Genomic DNA, 17,309 nt, shown 5'->3' with positions numbered 1-17,309 from the left:
TAGTTGCGGCGCGGAAGCTGTTACGCGGCAACGGTGTCGGCGCGATCCCCCACCCGGTGGCGTCCCGGTGGCATGCTGTGGCCGTGACCCCACCACCCGACGAACGGCTGCGGGTGATGCCGTGGTGGCTGGTGCTGGTCGGGCTGCTGCTCGCCGTCGCCCTCGGCTGGTGGGTGCTGGACTGGCTGCTCGGCGAGGCCGACCGGGCCACCCAGCCGGACACCCGGGCCACCCTGCGCGTCGACGCCATCCGCACCGGGCTGACCGTGGTCGCCGGCACCGGCGGTGGCCTCGCGCTGCTGCTCGCCGCCCGCCGGCAGTGGATCAGCGAACGCGCGCAGCGCCACCAGGAGGCCGTCGCCGCCCAGGACCAGACGCACCGCGAACGCGTCCAGGCGCACGCCGAGGCCGTCGCCGACGCGGCGCAGCGCCACCAGGAGCGGCAGGCCCGGGCGGCCGACCACGACGCCGCCGAGCGCCGGCTGACCGAGCTGTACACCCGCGCCGTCGAGTTGCTCGGCAGCGACAACGCGGCCGTCCGCCTGGGCGGCCTGCACGCGCTGGAGCGGCTCGGTCAGGACAACCCGGGGCAGCGGCCGACCATCGTGGCGGTGCTCTGCGCGTACCTCCGGATGCCGCCGGCGGACGACCCGCGCGAGACGGAGGTACGCCGGACGGCCCAGCGGGTGCTCACCCGGCACCTGCGCGCGGACGGCGACCACTTCTGGCCCGGCGTCAGCCTGGACCTGACCGGTGCCCGACTGGCGGGGTTCGACGCCGCCGGGTGCACCCTGGTCGACGCCGACCTCACCGGGGCGGTCTGCACGGGCGTCACCCGCCTCACCGGCGCGACCGTGCGGGGGCGGCTGTCGTTGGGGGCGACGTTCGAGGAGTTGCGGCTCGACGAGGTCACCGGCGACGCGGAGATCGTGCTCGACGGCGCCCGGAGTCTCCGCACCAGCGTCGACCGGGCCGACCTCGGGGGCACGCTGTCCTGCCGGGGCGCCACCTTCGGCCGGGCGACGTTCCGGGGCACGACGTTCCGCGAGACGGCCACCTTCGACACCGCCCGGTTCACCGACAGCGCCACGTTCCGCGAGGCGGACTTCCGCGCCGGCCTGTCGATGGAGCACGCCGTGTTCGACGGGTACGCCGGTTTCCGCCAGGCCCGCTTCGCCGACCTGGCGTTGTTCCGGTTCACCGAGTTCGGTGGCGACGCGTTCTTCGAGCAGGCCCGCTTCGAGAACAAGGGCAGCTTCGGCCGCGCCCGCTTCCACGGCCGGGCGCGGTTCGGCGGTGCGACGTTCGCCCGCCGCCCCGGCGTCGACCAGGCCCGCGCCAGTACGGCACACTCCCACGCCTGGCCGGACGGCTGGCGGGCGAGCCCGGTCGACGACGACTGGCTGCTGCTGACCGAGACCTGAATCGTCACCGCGCCGACGCAGCCGCACAGATCTTGGAACGAAGTGGCCCCTCCAGGGGCCGAAATCTTCCATGATCTGGCCGCGCCCGAGCCGGTTAGGCTACGGGGATGAGCGAGGTGATTGAGGACAGTCCGGTCGGGTGGGTCGCCAGCCACGTCCGGCGGTACGTCGCCAGCGACGGCGCCGACGGTGGCACGTTCCACGGCTATCCCGCCCTGCTGCTCACCACGCGGGGCCGCCGCTCCGGCGCGCTGCGCCGCACCGCCCTGATCTACGGCCGCGACGGCGACCGCTACCTGCTGGTCGCCTCGAACGGCGGGGCGGCCCACCACCCGTACTGGTACCTGAACCTGCGGGACGACCCGGAGGTCCAGGTGCAGGTCGGCGCGGAGCGCTTCGCCGCCCGGGCGCGGACCGCCACCGCCGAGGAGCGACCCCGGCTGTGGGAGCTGATGACGGCGGTGTTCCCGACCTACGCCCGCTACCAGAAGGAGACCGACCGGGAGATCCCGGTGGTCGTCGTCGAGCGCGCCTGACCTGGGTGCTGTTTCACCTCCGCGGCCCGGATCGCGTCAGCCAGCCGCCAGGGATCCCTGTCCGGGTACGAACCATCGCGTCGGCCGGATCCCCGTGCGGTCAGGGCGGAGTAGTCCCGAGGATCGAGAAGAACGCCCCCTGTGGATCGGTGAGCACCGCGAAGCGGCCCCGCGTCAGGTCCGTCGGCTGAACGGCGAGCGTCGCGCCCATCCCGAGCGCCTCGGCGACGACCCGGTCGGTGTCGGTGACCGCGAAGTAGATCATCCAGTGGGACGGGAGGTCGCCCCAGTCATCGCCGATCATGGGCATCATCCCGCCGACGGGACGACCGTCCAGCTGCCAGGTGGTGTAGGTGATCGGGCCCATCGGTTGGTCGTCCGCCGTCCAGCCGAACACCGACCCGTAGAACTCCTTAGCCCGGTCCGACTCCCGCGTGGTCAGCTCGGGCCAGGTCAGCGAGCCGGGTACGTCGAACACCTCGGCCCCAGGCATGCCGAGCGACTGCCACACCCCGAACGGCGCCCCGGCCGGGTCGGCGAAGAGCGCCGTCCGCCGAGAGCCGGGGACGTCGAAGGGCTCGGTCAGGATCCGGCCGCCGGCGGCGGTCACCCGCTGGCAGGCACCTTCGGCGTCGTCGGTCGCCAGGTAGGGCATCCAGGCAGGCGGCCGTTGCGGGCCGGCCCCCAGCCCGGCACCGGCCACCGTTCTGCCCTGCTGGTGGAAGACGAGGTGACCGTCAGCCGCGGGTTGCCGGTCCGCCTCGGCGACGGCCCAGCCGAACAAGGGCGCGTAGAAGCGCGCCGCGCCGGGGAGGTCGGTGGTGACCAGGTCGACCCAGGCGGGTGCCCCCGGTGGAATATCTGTCATGGCTTCGGCTTCGCTTTCTCTGCTCGGGCAACTCTCAGCGGGATGGCGACGGGCGGGCCCGACAGCCGACGGCCGTCAGCCGGCACCGGCGCCGAGCCGCCAGCCGGTGTAGGTAATCGTTCCCACCGACTGGTCGTCCGGGTGCCAGCCGAAGACCAGCTCGTAGCAGACCTTCGCGCCCTTTGGGTCGGGGGTGACCAGCTCGTTCCAGGCCATCGCGGCGGGGCCGTCGAACCGCCCGCCTCGGGCTCCGGCGTGATCCGCCCGGTCCAGCCGAACAGCTCCGGGTAGAAGCGCCGCGCACCGGCGAGATCCGGGGTGGCCAGGTCGGCCCAGCAGGGCGTGCCCGGCGGGACGGTGCTCACGTCGACCCCTCTCGACTGGGGGCGGCCACCGCCGGCACGCCCTGCCGGCATCGTGGCACCGTTCACGCGTCGTACGGGGCGGATCGGGCGAATCGTCAGCTTCACCGTCGTCCGGATCTGCCGCGAAGCGCTCGTCACGGAGGTAACCGGATCGCCGGCCCCTGCATCCGGACGTAGCCGAGATGAGTGCGTGGGTGCTGTGGAACTTGGACGACGATCAGCAGCTGCGTCAACGCTTGCCGCTGCTTGCCGCCCTGTTTCTGGAATAGGTGGTCTGGCCTGCCGCGGTAGGCCGTGGCGGTCGTGGCGGTCGGGCGTTGGGTCATCCGAGCCACCGGTCGAACCATGCGCGGGTGCGGCGGAGCACGTCGAGTTGGTGGTTGCGTTCGCGGATCGAGTGGTTCTCCCGGGGATAGACGACGTACTTGTGCTCGACTCCGAACCTGCGTAGCGCTCGGTGGAAGAACTCCGCCTGTGATACCGGAACGTTGGTGTCGTTCTCGCCGTGCAGGATCAGCACCGGCGTACGGACGTTGGAGGCGTACGAGATCGGGCTGAGCCGGTCGTGGCGGTGTGGACCTGTTCCTTCCCAACCGCTGCTGCCGCCGAGGGCAGCCTCGAACGGCCCCTGTTCTCCGGTTGCGGCGAGCATTCCCCAGTCGCTGATTCCAGCGCCCATCACGGCGGCCTTGAACCGGTCGGTCTGCCCGACCGCCCATGCGGCCATGAACCCGCCGTGGCTCCAGCCGCCGATGCCCAGCCGGTCGGGGTCGGCGACGCCGTCGGCGATGAGCAGGTCGATGCCGGCACAGATGTCGGTCCACTCGTCCAGGCCTACCGCACCGGCGACGCGCACCGCGAAGTCGTGGCCGTGCCCTTGGCCGCCGCGCGGGTTCGGCAGAAACACGGCGTAGCCCGCAGTCGCCAGCCACTGGCCGGACGGGTGCCAGCCGAGCATGAGCCGGTCGGCGTGCCGCTCGTACGGGCCGCCGTGAACCAGTGTCACCAGCGGAAACGGCCCGTCGGTGTGGGACCGGCCGGCGGGCAGGATCAGCAGGCCGTCCAGCGTCAGCCCGTCGGATGCCTCGTACGACAGGCGTTCCTGGACACCCCACCGGATGTCGCGGAGTTCGGGCCTGAGATCGGTCAGGCTCGTCAGCGGCCCGCACGTGGGGCCGGCGTGGACGTTCCCGGGCTCGTAGGACGTGCTCACCACCGCCGCGACGGCGTCACCGTGCCGGCTCGTGGTCAACGACGTCGCGAGGCCGTCGACCCGGGACACCTCGACGAGGTTGGGCCCGACCGGATCGAGCCGGTGGATCGCGGTATCGAGCCCGTCGGCGACCAGCACCAGCGGCGGACCGGCGTCGACCTGAACCAGGTTGCTCGGGCACACGGTCGTGCCGGCGGTCAGGTTACGGTGCTCGCCCACCGGCCCGCTCACCGGCACGGCGACATCGAGAACCGCATGTCCGCCCACCAGAGCGGGCGGAGTCTTCGCGACATATGCCAGGTGCCAGCCGTCGTCGGCGGGCCACCAGACGAGTGACGACGCGTCCGCCGCGGCCGGGCCGAGGTCCCGCGTCACGCCGCTGTCCGGATCGAGCAGGTGGAGACCGGGCTCCACAAGGCCCGGGTCCACGTCGGGGGTCGACCAGGTCAGTACCGCCAGGATTCCATCGTCGGGCCGCTGGACCACCTCGACGACATGGCGATCGCCGAACGCATCCAGTGTCCGGACCTCCCGGCTCCGTACGTCGAGCAGCCGCAGCCGGTCCGGGCGTACGCGTTCACCCCACACCCGAGCGTCGTCACGCTCCCTCACCCGGCGTTCGTCCTCGGCGGACGGTTCATCGGCTGCGATCACCACAACCACGTCCGGATCGGCCAGCGGGAGGTGACCGGACACCCCACCGGCCCAGCACGTGACCGCCTCCACAACACCGTCGACCAGCCCCACCCGGTGCAGTTGCGCCGTGCCACGCTCAGCCCGGTCGGAGAGAAAGTAGACCAGCAGCGAATCCCCGGCCCACCGCGGCGCCGAATCGTACGCCTCACCCGAAGTCAATCGTCGCGGAGACCCAGTCCCGTCGACGGCGGCGACCCACACCTCGCTGACCGGGTGATCACCAGCCCGCCCGACCGGGGCGACCACGTAGGCGACCCACTTGCCGTCCGGCGACAGCGCCAATGCCTGCGGAACACGACCGTCGACCACCGACTCGGCAGTGAGCTGCGTACGGGCCACCGAGGCACAGTATCGATCAACTACTACGGCTGCCACGCAAGCGCCGGCGATCGGACAGGACTGTCGTTCATTGTCCGAGTGCGCGGTAGCGCAGGTGTACGGTGCCGTTTCGGAATCGGCGCTCATCGAGCAGCTCAAGGTCGGTGCGCATGCCGGTCGGCAGCCCTGGCTTACCCCCGCCGACGACCACCGGCCAGACGAACAGCTGGCACTCGTCGACCAGCCCGGCCCTGAAAGCCTGCGTCGCGAGGTTGGCACCTCCTACGGTGAGATCGCTGCTGGCCGTGGCCTTCAATTGGTGTACCGCGGCGGGGTCGAAACGGCGTTCGAGTCGGGTGTCGGCAGTTGATACCGCGGCGAGGGTCGTGGAGTGGACGACTTTGTTCGCCGCCTGCCAGGCGCTGGCGAAGTCTGCCATGAGCTCGGACTGGGCGGCCAGACCGGTATTGGTTTCCCAGACCGCCATCGATTCGTACAGGCGCCGTCCGTAGAGGAACGTGCCGACGGATCGCAGGAGGTCGGTGGTGAACGCGAATACCTCGTCGTCGGGCGGAAACCAGTCGAAGGCGCCGCGATCGTCCTCGATGTAGCCGTCGAGCGACACGTTCGTCACGTAGATCAGCTTTGCCATGCCTCTACCTCGCGGTGCACGAAGGACCCAATGGGAGGTCACCTCTTCTACGAACGACTCAGCCCGGATCCGACGCCATCCCGAGAGAAGGTTCCACGGATCCTCGACTGGTCCGGCGCACGCCAGCGGTGTCCGCTTCTGCCGCCGAGCAGACGCGCCGGAATGCAGGAACTCCCGTCACTCTCCGTGGATATCCTGCGCAGGCGTCGGCGCACGGCGGTGAGCATCAAGAGATACGACTCGTTGCCGAGACGCGGGCTGTCAAGGTCGGACGTCTCGAACCACGCCACAGCGTCGTGCTCGTCCGGCGCGGCGTTGACGGGTGTTCCGGTCCACCTGTCGATCAACCAGATCTGCATGTCGTACGTCGCGGTCCGGATCTCATGCATCGGCGGGCCGGACGGCTCCGATGCCGTGATTCCCAACGCCGTCGCGAAGAACGGCCGTCACAATCCGGACCGGACCGGAGTCGTCAGCGGAGATCGTCATGGGCACTCGCTGACCCATGCGGACCTGCCGCCGTTCGTGCGCTCGGCCTGTTCGCCAGCCGTCACGGTTGCGTGTTGCGTTGGATCGCCGCCGTAGAGGGTTGCGAAGACGCGGTGCCGCAGGATCTCGTACTGCTGGCGGCATCGCCGAGGTGGGCCCGGCGGGCGTTGCTGGACCTGACCGCCGACAACGACTTCTGGTGGCTGGAACTGGTCAGCTGTCAGGTCAACCTCGCGGCCGTCGGCCAATCGATTCCAGTAGTGGTAGCCGACCTTGGCGTCTCCGGCGAGGACCTCGCCGAGGATCAGCTCTCCGCCGAGCAGGTCCTGAATGATCAAGGCAGTCACCCCGCATTGACCACGGGCTGGGTTGCCGGCGTGCCAATCCTGCACATCGTGCGGGTCACAGGTATCCGGTCCCCAAGCGCCGTGTAGTACCGGCCGCAGCATCTCCAGGTCAATCGCGAGAGGGACTGATCGGTGGTCGCGCTCTTCAGACGTCACCCAGGAAGGGTCAGCCCTCGACCAGGTCGAGAGTCAAGAAAATATCCCGCCTCGGGTCCTGGCCGGCCGAACGGCGCCACAACGGGCGCGCTCCTTCTGCCGCGCTCCGCGTGCTGCGCAGCGTTACGCCGAGCTGGCCTGGATGCCGTGCAGGCGGGTGCCGATGAGTGCACAGCCCGGCGGCGATCCGGCGACCGTCGCCGCGGCGGCGGGCTACCTCCTCGACTGGTCCGAACTGAACCCAGAGGAGAACGTCGAGGCCTGCCGCCTGCACCTCGCCACCACCGATGTCAGCCTGCCTGGTCACGGTCCTCCGCCCTGTTGTTCGACGGCTGACCTGACTGTGCGCTCGCCCTCGATGGCTACCGGCTCTGCTCCCCGACGGAGAGGGCGGTCGACAGCAGGGCCTCCTCGTCAAGATGCCCGGGGTCGATCACGCGCAGCACATGGACCCGAAGGTCCACCCGGTAGCCCTCGGCCACCGGGCGCTCCCACACCCGGGCCGGACGTCCTCTCACTCGCTGGCGAAGTCCGAGACCTCGGCACCGACAGCGGCGGGCACCCGCCCGATGTGGAAGCCGTCCAGCACACCGCCGTCCCGGGTCACCGCTTCCGGCACCTCCGCCATCCCGCCGCCTCCACCTTGCCGAGAAGGGATCAGCGCTCGGCGACGAAGACGCCGAGGCCGTGGACGCCCTGCACCCATCCCTGCGTCTGAAGGACGAGGATGGCTTGGCGGACCACAGTGGTCGAGACGCCGTGTTGCGCTCTGAGCTGCGCGGTGGACGGCAACTGGTCGCCGGGTGCGAGTTCACCCGACTCGATCTGGCTCCGGATGTGGTCGGCGAGTTGTTCCCACTTGGGCTTGACGGGCATCTGTACTCCCAGGTCTGCACCGCCATTCGATCACGCGCCGACTTCATGTGACAAGTCACGTGTTGTCGCGCTTGCTTTCCGTGACTAGTTGTGTAAAGTTCGATTCGACCGGCTCCCAGGTCTGCAAACCAAGAGTTGGTCCTTCCCCACCGCGCAGAGCGCCCGGCTGGTCGACCCGTAGGGCCGGCCGGGCGTGCCGTGGCCCGCCCTCGTGCGGGAGCGGCCACGGCACCGGAGTCAGCAACACGCAGGCCCTCGGACAGGAGCCATCGTGGACAACGACGACACCACTCCCCTGGCGTCCGACGAGGACGTCGCCGACGCGGACGATATTCTCTTCGCCCACCCGCCCCGCGTGGTGACCCGCTGGCTCTGCGGCTGCGGGGAGGACTACCCCTGCCCGGACGTGCGTTTCGCCCACCTGGTCAAGAGCGCCCGGGTCAGCAACACGGGCTGAGCACGCCCTCAGAAGACGACGCGGAACAGCAGCAGGTAGCCGCAGTAGGCCAGCGGCAGGGCGAGGAAGCACACCAGGATGCCCAGCACCGGGTAGCGGGCCGGCGTCCCGGCGACCATCGCCGGCCGACCCCAGCGGCCGAGCACCAGCCAGCCGGCGATCAGCGACACGGCCGGTAGCCCGGCGCACATCCAGGCGTACAGGGTGCCGAGGCCGACCACCCCGACGCCGGACGCGAGCACCAGGACCAGCATGAGCACCACGCCCACGGCGGCGCAGCCCAGGTACACGGCGAGCGCCCGCGCCACCGGCGACCAGGTCGGCAGCAGCGGCGGCTGCTGGGCCAGCAACTCGGCCTGCTGCCCGTACCGGTCGGCCTCGTCGGCGTAGCGCCGCGCCAGCTCCAGCTCCGCCGCCGGGTCGGCCTCCCCGGCACGGGGCCCGGGCACCGCCGGCACCGCCAGCGCCGTCTCAAGACCCGGGGAGTACGCCCCGACACCCGGCCGCCCCGGTGCGGCGGCTGCGCCGCCGGCCCGCCCCTCCCCCGGTTCGTGGTGCGTTCCGGGGTGCCCGGTCGCGGGCGGGCCGGCGGCGGGCGGGGACGGCTCGGCGGGCGGCGGTGCGGGCGGGCCTGCGGCGGGGGCGGTGACGCCGATGGCGCGGCCGAGGTGGTCGAGGCGCTGCCCCTGCGCGGTGAGGCGGTGCTGGAGGGAGTCGGCGGCGGCGTGCAGGTCGCGCCGGTGTTCCGCCTCCACGGCGGCGCCCTGCTCGCCGGCGCGGCGCTGCTCGGCGAGCAGCCGGGCCAGCGCGGCGTAGTCGGCGAAGGTGGCCACGGTTCAGCCCTCCCCGTCGTCGTCGGCGGGCTGGCCGTCCCGGGCGAACGGCACGATCAGCCGGGTGCGGTGGTCGTGCCGGTCGACCAGCAGCGCCCGGTCGGGACGGGGTTGGTAGCTCAGGTCGGGCACTCCCAGGTGCAGCCCGAGGTCGGCGCCGGGCACGTTCAGGGCGACGAGGCAGGCCACGTCGTCGCGGTTGTGCGTACCGCCGAGGTCGTCGGCGAGCCGGCGCAGGCCACGCCACCAGCCGAGCAGGTGCACTCCGCGCCCGGGCCCCTGCCGGAGCACCTGCCGCAGGTCGTCGTGGCCGCTGCGGAAGGTCGCCGGGTCGGCCGCCGCGAGGACGGTGCCGGCGGCGTCCATTCCGAACACGACGAGGTAGGTCCGGGCGTGGCCGCCCGCCGGCGGGTCCGCGCCGTCGGTGGCCGGCGGCGGGTCGGCGAGCGCGGCGAGCCGGTCCCGCAGCCCGTCGGCGTCGAGGCGCTCGACCGGGTGGCCGGCGGCGGCGAGCACGTCGGCGGTGTCGTCGACTGCCGGGTCGGCGGCGGTGACGAGGGGGACGAGCAGGAACCGGGCGTCGCCGGGGGTGTGCTGGCGGGCCAGGCTGAGGGTGGCCGCGCGCAGCACCTCGGCGCCGGCGGCGGAGGTGCCCACGACCGCCAGGTGCCGGCCGGGGGTGCTGTCCATCAGGAACAGCGCCGACGTGCCGTCCACGTCGACCGTGCGGCCGACCAGGGCGAGCGGGCGGCGACCGCCGGGCCGCAGCCCGGTGAAGGTGGGGTCGTCCTCAAGCCGCGCGGTGTCGTACCCCTTGAAGACCGACGGTGGGCGCGCGCCGGACGGGCGGGCCGCCCACAGGTCGTGGCGCAGCCGGGCCAGGTCGGCGGCGGCCGCGTGGGCGTCCGGGAAGCGCACGACGTTGTCGGCCCCGGCCGCCCCGGCGGCGGTGTTGAGCACGGCGGACCCGACCGGCAGGGTGGCGGCGGAGTCGTTCAGCGGGTCGAGCACACCGCCGCCGCCGGGCAGCGCCACCCGCAGGGCGAACTGCCCGAAGATCGCCTCGGCCCGGCCGTAGAGGGCCTCGATGCCCGTCGTGCTCTGGCTGGCGAGCACCAGGTGCACGCCGTACGAGCGGCCCTTGCGGGCCAACTCCTCGAGCAGGTCGACCGACTCGCGGGCGAGCGGGTCGTTGCCGGCGAGCAGCACGTGGAACTCGTCGACGACCGCGACGATCCGCGGCAGCGGCGCCTCGCGGGGCAGGTCGGCGAGTTTGGTGACGCCGTGCCGCTTGAACGCGGTGGCGCGGCGCTGCAGTTCGCGGCGCAGCTCGCGGAGGACCGCGACGCCGTACTCCCGGTCGGATTCGATGCCGACCGCCCGCGCGTGCGGCAGCCAGGACGGGTCCCGGCCGGTGGGGACGAACTCGGTGAAGCTCACCCCCTCCTTGAAGTCGAGCAGGTAGAGCTGGAGCTCCGCCGGGGAGTAGCGGGCGGCCAGCCCGTAGAGGACGTCGAGGAGGAAGACGGTCTTGCCGGCGCCGGTGCGGCCGCCGACCAGCCAGTGTGGAGTGGCGTCGTCGAACGCGACGGTGACCGGGTCGCGGCCGGCCCGGCCGGCCACCGTGCGCAGCCCGGCGACGGACGACTCCGCCCAGCGCCGCGCGGGAAGCAGCTCCGTGAAGCGCACCGTCGCGCCCTGCCGGACGGCGGCGCCCAGATGCCCGGCGAGGGCGGCCACGGAGGCGGCCGGGGGGTCGCCGTCGAGGCGCACCGGGGCGGCCAGGCCGCTGCCGTCGGCGCTGAACGGCGCCCCGGGCGGGTCGCCCACGTGGGCGTGCTCCCCGGTCAGCCGGACGCTGGTCGTCGCGCCGAGGGCCGGTGCCCCGCTCGCGGCGAGGAGGACGCACACGGCGGCGGCCGGGCCGGCGTGGGTGAGCGCGGCGAGGCGGGCGGCGTCCCGGGGCGGCGGCAGGGAGGCGGCGACCACGAGCAGCAGTTCCTGGTCCGCCCGGTCGGCGGCACGGGCCGTACGGGCGTGCGCCTCGGCGGCGTCGAGCACCGCACCGGCCTCGGCCTCGGTGGTGGCCGGCGGGTCGAGCACGCCGGCGTCGACGAGCGGCCGCAGCGGCCCGAAGGTGGCGCCGAGCGCGGCGGTGTCGAGGCCGGCGACGCGGACGCCGCCGGGCGGGGCGGTGGCGAGCAGGCGGAGCACGACGGCGCGCAGCAGCGCGGCGACCCGGGGGTCGCGGGCGTCGGCGTCGACCGCGAGGTGGTGGCCGCTGCCGAGCGGGACGACGACCGGGAAGGCGCCGCCCGCGGTGGCGGCGTCGCCGAGGCGGACCGGCGCCGGGCCCGCGGCGAGCGGGGTGGCGCCGGGGGTGGGTGTGGCGAGGGCGTCGCCGAGCTGGGCGAGGCGGGCGAGCAGGTCGGCGACTCCCGCCGGGGCGGCCGGGGGCGCGGCGGCGCCGAGGGCCCGGCGGGCGGTGTCGAGGTGCGCGCGGGCCGCGCGGTGGGCCGCGACCGCCTGCCCGTACGCCGACGCGAGCCTGCCCACCCTCGTTGCCGCTCCCGTCGCCTCGCCCGCTCGGGCCGTGTCCTCGCCTCCCGCGGGAGCCGCGGTGCGTTCGGGGAGCGCACGGCGCGGCGGGGCGGTGGCGTCGGGACCCGGCCTCGGTCCGCCGAGAACCCTAACCGACCCCGGGGACGCCGGGACAGTCCGAAGGCGACGCGACACGCCGGTCAGCGCGGTCGCGACCGGGTGGCCGCACAGGGGGCGGGTGTCGCGGTGGGACGGTCGGCGGTGCCGCAGTACCAGACCTCGACCGGCTCGACGGTGACGTCGGGCACCCGCTCGACCCGCAGCAGCGCGAGCCGCTTGTCGACCGGCTCGCCGGAGTCCGGCGGGTACCGGATCAGGCCGGACACGCCCGGGTAGCCGGTGCCGGCGTTCTGCCGCAGCACCTCGGCGTGCACGCCGACCGGGTTGACCGCCGTCGGCTCCCACCGCTGCCCCGCGTCGGCGTGGTGCAGCCGCGCCGCGAGGCTCTCCACCGCGCGGACCATCATCATCGCCGCGTCGTACGCGAGGCTGACCCGCTCCCCCACCGGGTGCGGGCGGTCCGGGCGGCAGCGGGGCGGGTCGAGCAGGTCGTCGGCCTGGATCCAGGTCAGGAAGCTGGCGCGGGCCTCGTCGCGCCGCTCCTGCGCGGCCCGCAGCGCCGTGCAGGTGCCCAGCGACGCCTTCGACACGTAGGTGACGGGGATGTTGCCCGGGGCGGCGGCGCGCAGCCCGGGGTTGGCGATGTAGCGGTTGACCGAGTCGTCGCCGACGAGGTGCCGGGGCGGGTTGTCGCCGCACTCGCGCAGGGCGCGCAGGAAGCCGTCGAACTCCGACCAGCGTCCGGCGAAGAAGAGCAGGCCGTCGTAGCCGCACTCGGCGGTGAGCCGCTTGCCGGTGCGCCACTCCTCCAGCCGGGTGAGCCGCGGGCCGAAGCGCTCCTTCAGGCCGCCGACGAGGGTGTTGACGTAGAGGTCCTTCTCGAAGGAGCTGCCCTCCCCGGTCGTCCAGTAGACGTGCGCCTCGTCGACCTTGAGCACCTGCCGGGCGTACGCCTCGACCATCCGCACCTGGTCCGTGTTGGGCGCGCTGACCTGGAGGTAGAGGCGCGAGTTGGCGTCCATCCGGTCGGCCGACAGGGTGGGTGCGAGGACCGGCAGGCCGATCCGGTTGAGCTCGGCGAGGGCCCGCGCGGTGCTGGCGCGGCTCTCCACCATGCCGACCACGCCGAGCACCGTGGGGTCGTCGCGGGCGAGGTCGGCGAGCATCGCGACCGCCCGGTCGGCGTGCCGCATCTGCCGGCCGCCGTTGGCGACGACGACGCGCAGCAGCGCGGCGCCGTCCGCGCCGGCCGACTCCTTGAGCAGCGCGTACTGGGCGGTCGCCATGCCCTCCAGCTCCTCGCGTTCGGAGACGTAGGACTCCTCGTCGGCGCGGGTGCGGTTGCCGGTGAGGGTGCCGAAGTAGACCAGCGTCAGGTAGGGGCGGCGGCGGTCGCTGCGCCGCCACACCTCCTCGGCGGCCCGGTTCTGGGCGAAGATGCGCTGCTGGACGGCGCGCAGCCGGTCCTGGCCGGGGTCGTCGTTGAACAGCTGGGCCGCGCTGTCGCTGTAGCCGACGCACTCGCCGTCGACCAGTTCGACCGCGACCCGCCCGCCGTCCAGCGACGGGTGGCAGCCGGGCCCCCACCGGGTGCCGGCCCAGGCGCCGCCCGCCGCCACCAGCACCACGGCCAGCGCCGCCGGCAGGAACCGGCGGGACCACCAGGGCGGCTCGGGCGCGCTGAACGGGCGCAGGCCGCCGCGCGGTGGCGGGCCGGTCTCGACCGGGTCCGGCCGGAGCACCACCAGCCAGGCCGCCGCCCGGCGCAGCCGGCGCATCTCGGGCAGGGCCGCGGACCACTCGTCGTACGCCTCGTCGGCCTCGTCGAGGGGGTGCGGCTCGGCCAGCTCCGGCGGGGGCACGTCGCCGGCCGCGACCACGAGCAGCGGGTCGTTGCGCCCGGTCTCGTTGCGGACGTCGGTCAGCAGGCGGACCAGCACGTGCCCGAGGTTGCCGGGGGCGACACCGTCCAGCAGCAGCACCGGGTACGCGGTGCGCCGCCAGTCGGCCGGGCGCCACAGCCGCCGCCGGTACGCCTCACGCAGGTCCTCCAGGAACGCGTGCAGCAGCAGCTTGTTGACCTGGTCGGGCTGCTCCCCGTCGCGCCACCCGGCGGTGAGCCGCTCGGCGAAGCCGAGGAAGGTGACCGACTGCCGGGGCGCCAGGTACTGCTGGCGCATGAACCAGCGGTAGTGCCGGCCGATCACGGGCACCCGGCCGGAGACGGCGAGCCGGAACACCGCCCCGGGCACGGCCCGGCGAACCAGCCAGAGCAGCACGTGCGAGGCGATCGAGACGGTGTCCCCGCCGGCCGGCAGCGGCTCGGCGGCGCCGCGGGGCCCGCGGCGGTCGCGCAGCCGCCGGACCAGCGCGGAGCGGCCCTCGTCGGCGTCCAGGCCGACGCTGAGGCTCTGCTGCATCAGCCAGTCGGCGAGCGGGTAGTGCCGGAACCGCAGGCGGGCCGCGCCGAAGGCCTCCAGCGAGAGTTGCCGGTGCAGGTCGCGCAGGAGCGCGGGGACCTCGGTCCCGGGGGGGCTGCGCCGTGACGTCGACGACGGCGTGCGGCACGCGCCGTCGTGGGCCCTGCCCGAGGAACCGGCGGACGAGCGCCAGCACGTCGGGCGTGCCGGGCGGGCGGACGAGCCAGAGGACCGGTAGCCGGCGGTCGCCCCGGCGCGGCCGGGGCAGCAGGCGCGCGAGCAGCGCGAGGAACTCCCACCCGCCGATCGGGAGCCGGTCCCGGGTGGGCGGTCTCTGGCTGGTCGACTCCCGCATGGTCACCTCCGGGCAGTGGCTTACCGTGTCCGTCCTCTTTACTGAGTGTGGCGGATCTCGGCAAGACGGCCGGCGGCCGGCGGTCCGGGGTGGACCGTCGGCCGCCGGGTCGGGCGGGTCAGCGGGTGACGGCGTTCAGCGCCGGCAGGTAGCCGTGGCGGTAGCCGTCGGCGTCCGGGTGGTACGCCTCGATGACCCCGGTGACGTCCCGGATCCACGGGTCGGAGGCGCACACGCCGTGGCCGGCGAAGTAGGGGCGGGTGTCGGCGAAGGTGGCCCCGGCCGCGGCGGCCCGGGCGGCGGTGACGGTGGCCAGCACGTCGGCGGCCTCGTTGAGGATCGTCCGCTTGTAGCTGCTCATCGCGAACCATCCGCAGGAGCCGGTCTCGAACAGGCGCGGGTAGCCGAGCACGATCAGGCGGGCGTTCGGCGCCCGGTTGCGGATGGCCGCGTACGTGGCGTCCAGGCGGCCGGGCAGCGTGGTGGTGGCGAACGACTTGGCGGTGTTGACGGCGTTGGTGCAGCTGGAGGTGCTGCCGAACCGGCAGGTGGTCATCACGTCCGCGAAGCCGGCGTCGTTGCCGCCGATCGTGATGGTCACCAGGGTGGTGGTGCTGCTCAGGGAACCCACCTGCTCGTTGATGACGTCGGCGGTGACGGCGCCGCCGCAGGCGGGGAACCGGAAGCTGGTCACGGCGTTGGCCGTGGCCCAGAGCGGGGCGTACGACTTCTGGCTGCGCAGGCAGCCGGAGAGGTCGTACGGGCCGGCGCCGACCCCGGAGGAGTAGGAGTCACCGAGCGCGACGTAGTTGACGGTCGCGGCGTGTGCGGTGCCGGGGACGAGCACCGCGCCGGTGACGGCGGTGAGGACGGCGACCAGCGCGGCCAGGGCGCGGGCCAGCGGGCGGTGTGGCATGGGGGACCTCCACAGGACAGGGGTGGTGGGGCCCGGTGACCGCGCGCGTGGCCAGGGGTGCAACGGTTGTTACTAGTCGGTAATGCTATCGAAACATTTAGATCAAGTGAATAGTCGCTGAGCGGCGGGGTCCCCTGCCCGGACCGGGTCCGTGTCGCCGCCGGGTCCGGTCACCGGCCCGGCAGCGGCGAGCCGGCACCGGTGCGGTTCCGCGGGCGGGTCGTCGCCGGCCGCCGCGACCACGGGCCCGGCCCGACCCGCGGCGCCCGGACCGCAGCGTGCCCGGCCGGTCGGGCGTCCCCCACGGCCAGCCACGCCGGGCGGACCACCCGGGCGGCGGACCCGGCGACCCGGCGACCCGGACGCCGCAGCACGCGGACGGCGAGCACCCGCGCGACCCGGTTGCACAGCCGGCGCTCCCGCAGGCGGTCCAGGGCCACCCCCGCCGCGGCGGCGGCCACCACGGTGACGGCGCCGGCCAGCACCAGGGTCTGCCGGGGACCGGCGTGCTCGGAGAGCCAGCCCAGCAGCGGGGCACCGACGGCGGCCGACACGGACCCGGTCACCGCCAGGGCGCCGAGCACCCGCCCGCGCATCACGTAGTCGGTGTCGAGCTGGGCCCGGGTGCCGACGGTGGTGTCGATGACCACCGCGGCGGCGGCCACCGGCAGGATGACGGCGGCGAAGCTGAGGGTGCCCGGCGCCAGCCCCGCGACGATCTGCAGCGCGCTGGCCAGCAGCCCGGCGCCGACCAGCACGCCGTAGCCGAGCTCGCGGCGGCGCGCGGCCACCAGCGCCCCGACGACGGTGCCGACGGCGAAGACGGTGGACAGCAGCCCGTACCCGGCTGCGCCCCCGCCGAGCGGCCCGTCGCTCATCGCGGCCATCGTCACCTGGTAGTTGCGGCCCAGACTGCCCAGTACGAAGGAGAGGGCCAGGGCCACCAGCACCACCGGCTGCCCCAGCAGGTAGCGGAAGCCGGCCCGGATGCCACCGGCGTCCGGTGCCGCCTCGACCGGCTCCGGGGCGTACCGGTCCCGCTCGCGGACGGCGCACAGCGCCACCACCACCGCGACGAAGCTCGCGGCGTTGACGGCGAACAGCAGCGCGGGGCCGACGGCGGCGACCACGACGGCGCCCGCGCTCATGCCGAGGATCCGCCCGGCGGAGTTGGTGAGCGACCCGAGGGCCAGCGCGTTGCCGAGGGTGTCCCGGTCCACCAGCGTCGAGGCCCAGCGGCCCATCATCGGGCCCTCGATCGCGGACACCGCCCCGGAGACCAGCGAGATCGCGTAGATGGCCGGGAGCCCGCCGGCGCCGGTCACGGCCACCAGGGCGAGCCCGGCCGCGAGGGCCGCGTGGGCGCCCTGCGCCGCGATCAGCAGCGGCCGGGCGGGCAGCCGGTCGGCCAGTGCCCCGCCCCACGCGCTGAGCAGCAGGGTGGGGATCGCCTGGAGGAGGATGGCCAGCCCCATCGACGTCGCCGAGCCGGTCTCGGCCAGGACGTACCAGTTGACCCCGAGCACCTGCATCCAGGTGCCGACGACGGAGACGAACCCGGCGGCGGCCCAGATGCGGTAGTTGCGGTGGCGCAATGCGGCGAAGGTGGTTCCGAGCGCCACGAGGACCCTCCCGGCCAGACGGCGACAGACGAAAGGCCGGACCCGTCCGGGTCCGGCCGGCGACAAGTCTGGCCCGCGTCAAACCTTCCGGCGACTGTTGGTGAG

The 17,309-nt window shown here is 73.8% G+C and carries 14 protein-coding genes and 1 pseudogene; 3 read left to right on the top strand and 12 right to left on the bottom strand.

What is annotated here, in order from left to right:
* Positions 1 to 83 precede the first annotated feature (83 nt).
* On the top strand, positions 84 to 1,424 hold the full coding sequence (locus AB0873_RS22710; RefSeq protein WP_366601961.1) for a pentapeptide repeat-containing protein: 1,341 nt from the start codon (positions 84 to 86) through the stop codon (positions 1,422 to 1,424).
* A gap of 107 nt (positions 1,425 to 1,531) precedes the next feature.
* Positions 1,532 to 1,960 (top strand): nitroreductase family deazaflavin-dependent oxidoreductase, encoded by a 429-nt coding sequence (locus tag AB0873_RS22705; protein WP_366601959.1) that lies wholly within the window; start codon positions 1,532 to 1,534, stop codon positions 1,958 to 1,960.
* A 100-nt stretch (positions 1,961 to 2,060) separates the two neighbouring features.
* Here the strand turns inward: AB0873_RS22705 and AB0873_RS22700 are convergent, their stop codons facing one another.
* The 7 genes and pseudogenes from AB0873_RS22700 to AB0873_RS22670 all read right to left on the bottom strand — a co-directional run bounded on the left by AB0873_RS22700 (position 2,061) and on the right by AB0873_RS22670 (position 7,940).
* A complete protein-coding gene (locus AB0873_RS22700) occupies positions 2,061 to 2,828 on the bottom strand; it encodes a VOC family protein (RefSeq protein WP_366601957.1) in 768 nt (255 codons plus the stop codon).
* Between the two features lie 87 nt (positions 2,829 to 2,915).
* A pseudogene (locus AB0873_RS22695) lies at positions 2,916 to 3,193 on the bottom strand (VOC family protein); the annotation flags it as partial.
* Positions 3,194 to 3,515: 322 nt separating this feature from the next.
* On the bottom strand, positions 3,516 to 5,441 hold the full coding sequence (locus AB0873_RS22690; protein ID WP_366601955.1) for a S9 family peptidase: 1,926 nt from the start codon (positions 5,439 to 5,441) through the stop codon (positions 3,516 to 3,518).
* A gap of 67 nt (positions 5,442 to 5,508) precedes the next feature.
* On the bottom strand, positions 5,509 to 6,072 hold the full coding sequence (locus AB0873_RS22685) for a dihydrofolate reductase family protein (protein WP_155331175.1): 564 nt from the start codon (positions 6,070 to 6,072) through the stop codon (positions 5,509 to 5,511).
* A 485-nt stretch (positions 6,073 to 6,557) separates the two neighbouring features.
* Positions 6,558 to 6,899 carry a hypothetical protein gene (locus AB0873_RS22680; RefSeq protein WP_366601953.1) on the bottom strand — a complete coding sequence of 114 codons (342 nt, stop codon included), beginning with the start codon at positions 6,897 to 6,899 and terminating at the stop codon, positions 6,558 to 6,560.
* A gap of 527 nt (positions 6,900 to 7,426) precedes the next feature.
* A complete protein-coding gene (locus tag AB0873_RS22675; protein ID WP_255456189.1) occupies positions 7,427 to 7,561 on the bottom strand; it encodes a hypothetical protein in 135 nt (44 codons plus the stop codon).
* Between the two features lie 160 nt (positions 7,562 to 7,721).
* Entirely contained in the window at positions 7,722 to 7,940 is a 219-nt protein-coding gene (locus AB0873_RS22670; RefSeq protein ID WP_155331173.1) for a winged helix-turn-helix domain-containing protein, read from the bottom strand.
* A 271-nt stretch (positions 7,941 to 8,211) separates the two neighbouring features.
* On the opposite strand from AB0873_RS22670, the gene AB0873_RS22665 reads away from it, so the two are divergent.
* Positions 8,212 to 8,397 carry a hypothetical protein gene (locus AB0873_RS22665; protein WP_366601951.1) on the top strand — a complete coding sequence of 62 codons (186 nt, stop codon included), beginning with the start codon at positions 8,212 to 8,214 and terminating at the stop codon, positions 8,395 to 8,397.
* An 8-nt stretch (positions 8,398 to 8,405) separates the two neighbouring features.
* On the opposite strand, the gene AB0873_RS22660 is transcribed toward AB0873_RS22665, so the two are convergent.
* The 5 genes from AB0873_RS22660 to AB0873_RS22640 form a co-directional block, all read right to left on the bottom strand.
* The gene (locus AB0873_RS22660; RefSeq protein ID WP_366601949.1) at positions 8,406 to 9,230 is read right to left on the bottom strand and encodes a hypothetical protein; all 825 of its coding nucleotides are present in this window, start codon (positions 9,228 to 9,230) and stop codon (positions 8,406 to 8,408) included.
* Between the two features lie 3 nt (positions 9,231 to 9,233).
* Positions 9,234 to 11,786 (bottom strand): FtsK/SpoIIIE domain-containing protein, encoded by a 2,553-nt coding sequence (locus AB0873_RS22655; protein ID WP_366601947.1) that lies wholly within the window; start codon positions 11,784 to 11,786, stop codon positions 9,234 to 9,236.
* 185 nt (positions 11,787 to 11,971) lie between these two features.
* Positions 11,972 to 14,311 (bottom strand): hypothetical protein, encoded by a 2,340-nt coding sequence (locus AB0873_RS22650; protein ID WP_366601946.1) that lies wholly within the window; start codon positions 14,309 to 14,311, stop codon positions 11,972 to 11,974.
* Between the two features lie 473 nt (positions 14,312 to 14,784).
* Positions 14,785 to 15,582, bottom strand: coding sequence for an SGNH/GDSL hydrolase family protein (locus tag AB0873_RS22645; RefSeq protein WP_366601944.1), 798 nt, complete (start codon positions 15,580 to 15,582; stop codon positions 14,785 to 14,787).
* Positions 15,583 to 15,752: 170 nt separating this feature from the next.
* Positions 15,753 to 17,204 (bottom strand): MFS transporter, encoded by a 1,452-nt coding sequence (locus AB0873_RS22640; protein ID WP_230689021.1) that lies wholly within the window; start codon positions 17,202 to 17,204, stop codon positions 15,753 to 15,755.
* Positions 17,205 to 17,309 lie beyond the last annotated feature (105 nt).

Origin of the sequence: Micromonospora sp. NPDC047707 (assembly GCF_040704235.1) — a bacterium.
In the GTDB taxonomy this organism is placed as follows: domain Bacteria; phylum Actinomycetota; class Actinomycetes; order Mycobacteriales; family Micromonosporaceae; genus Micromonospora.
Note: the sequence above shows the minus strand (reverse complement) of the source record. Positions and strands in the feature narration are given on the sequence as shown.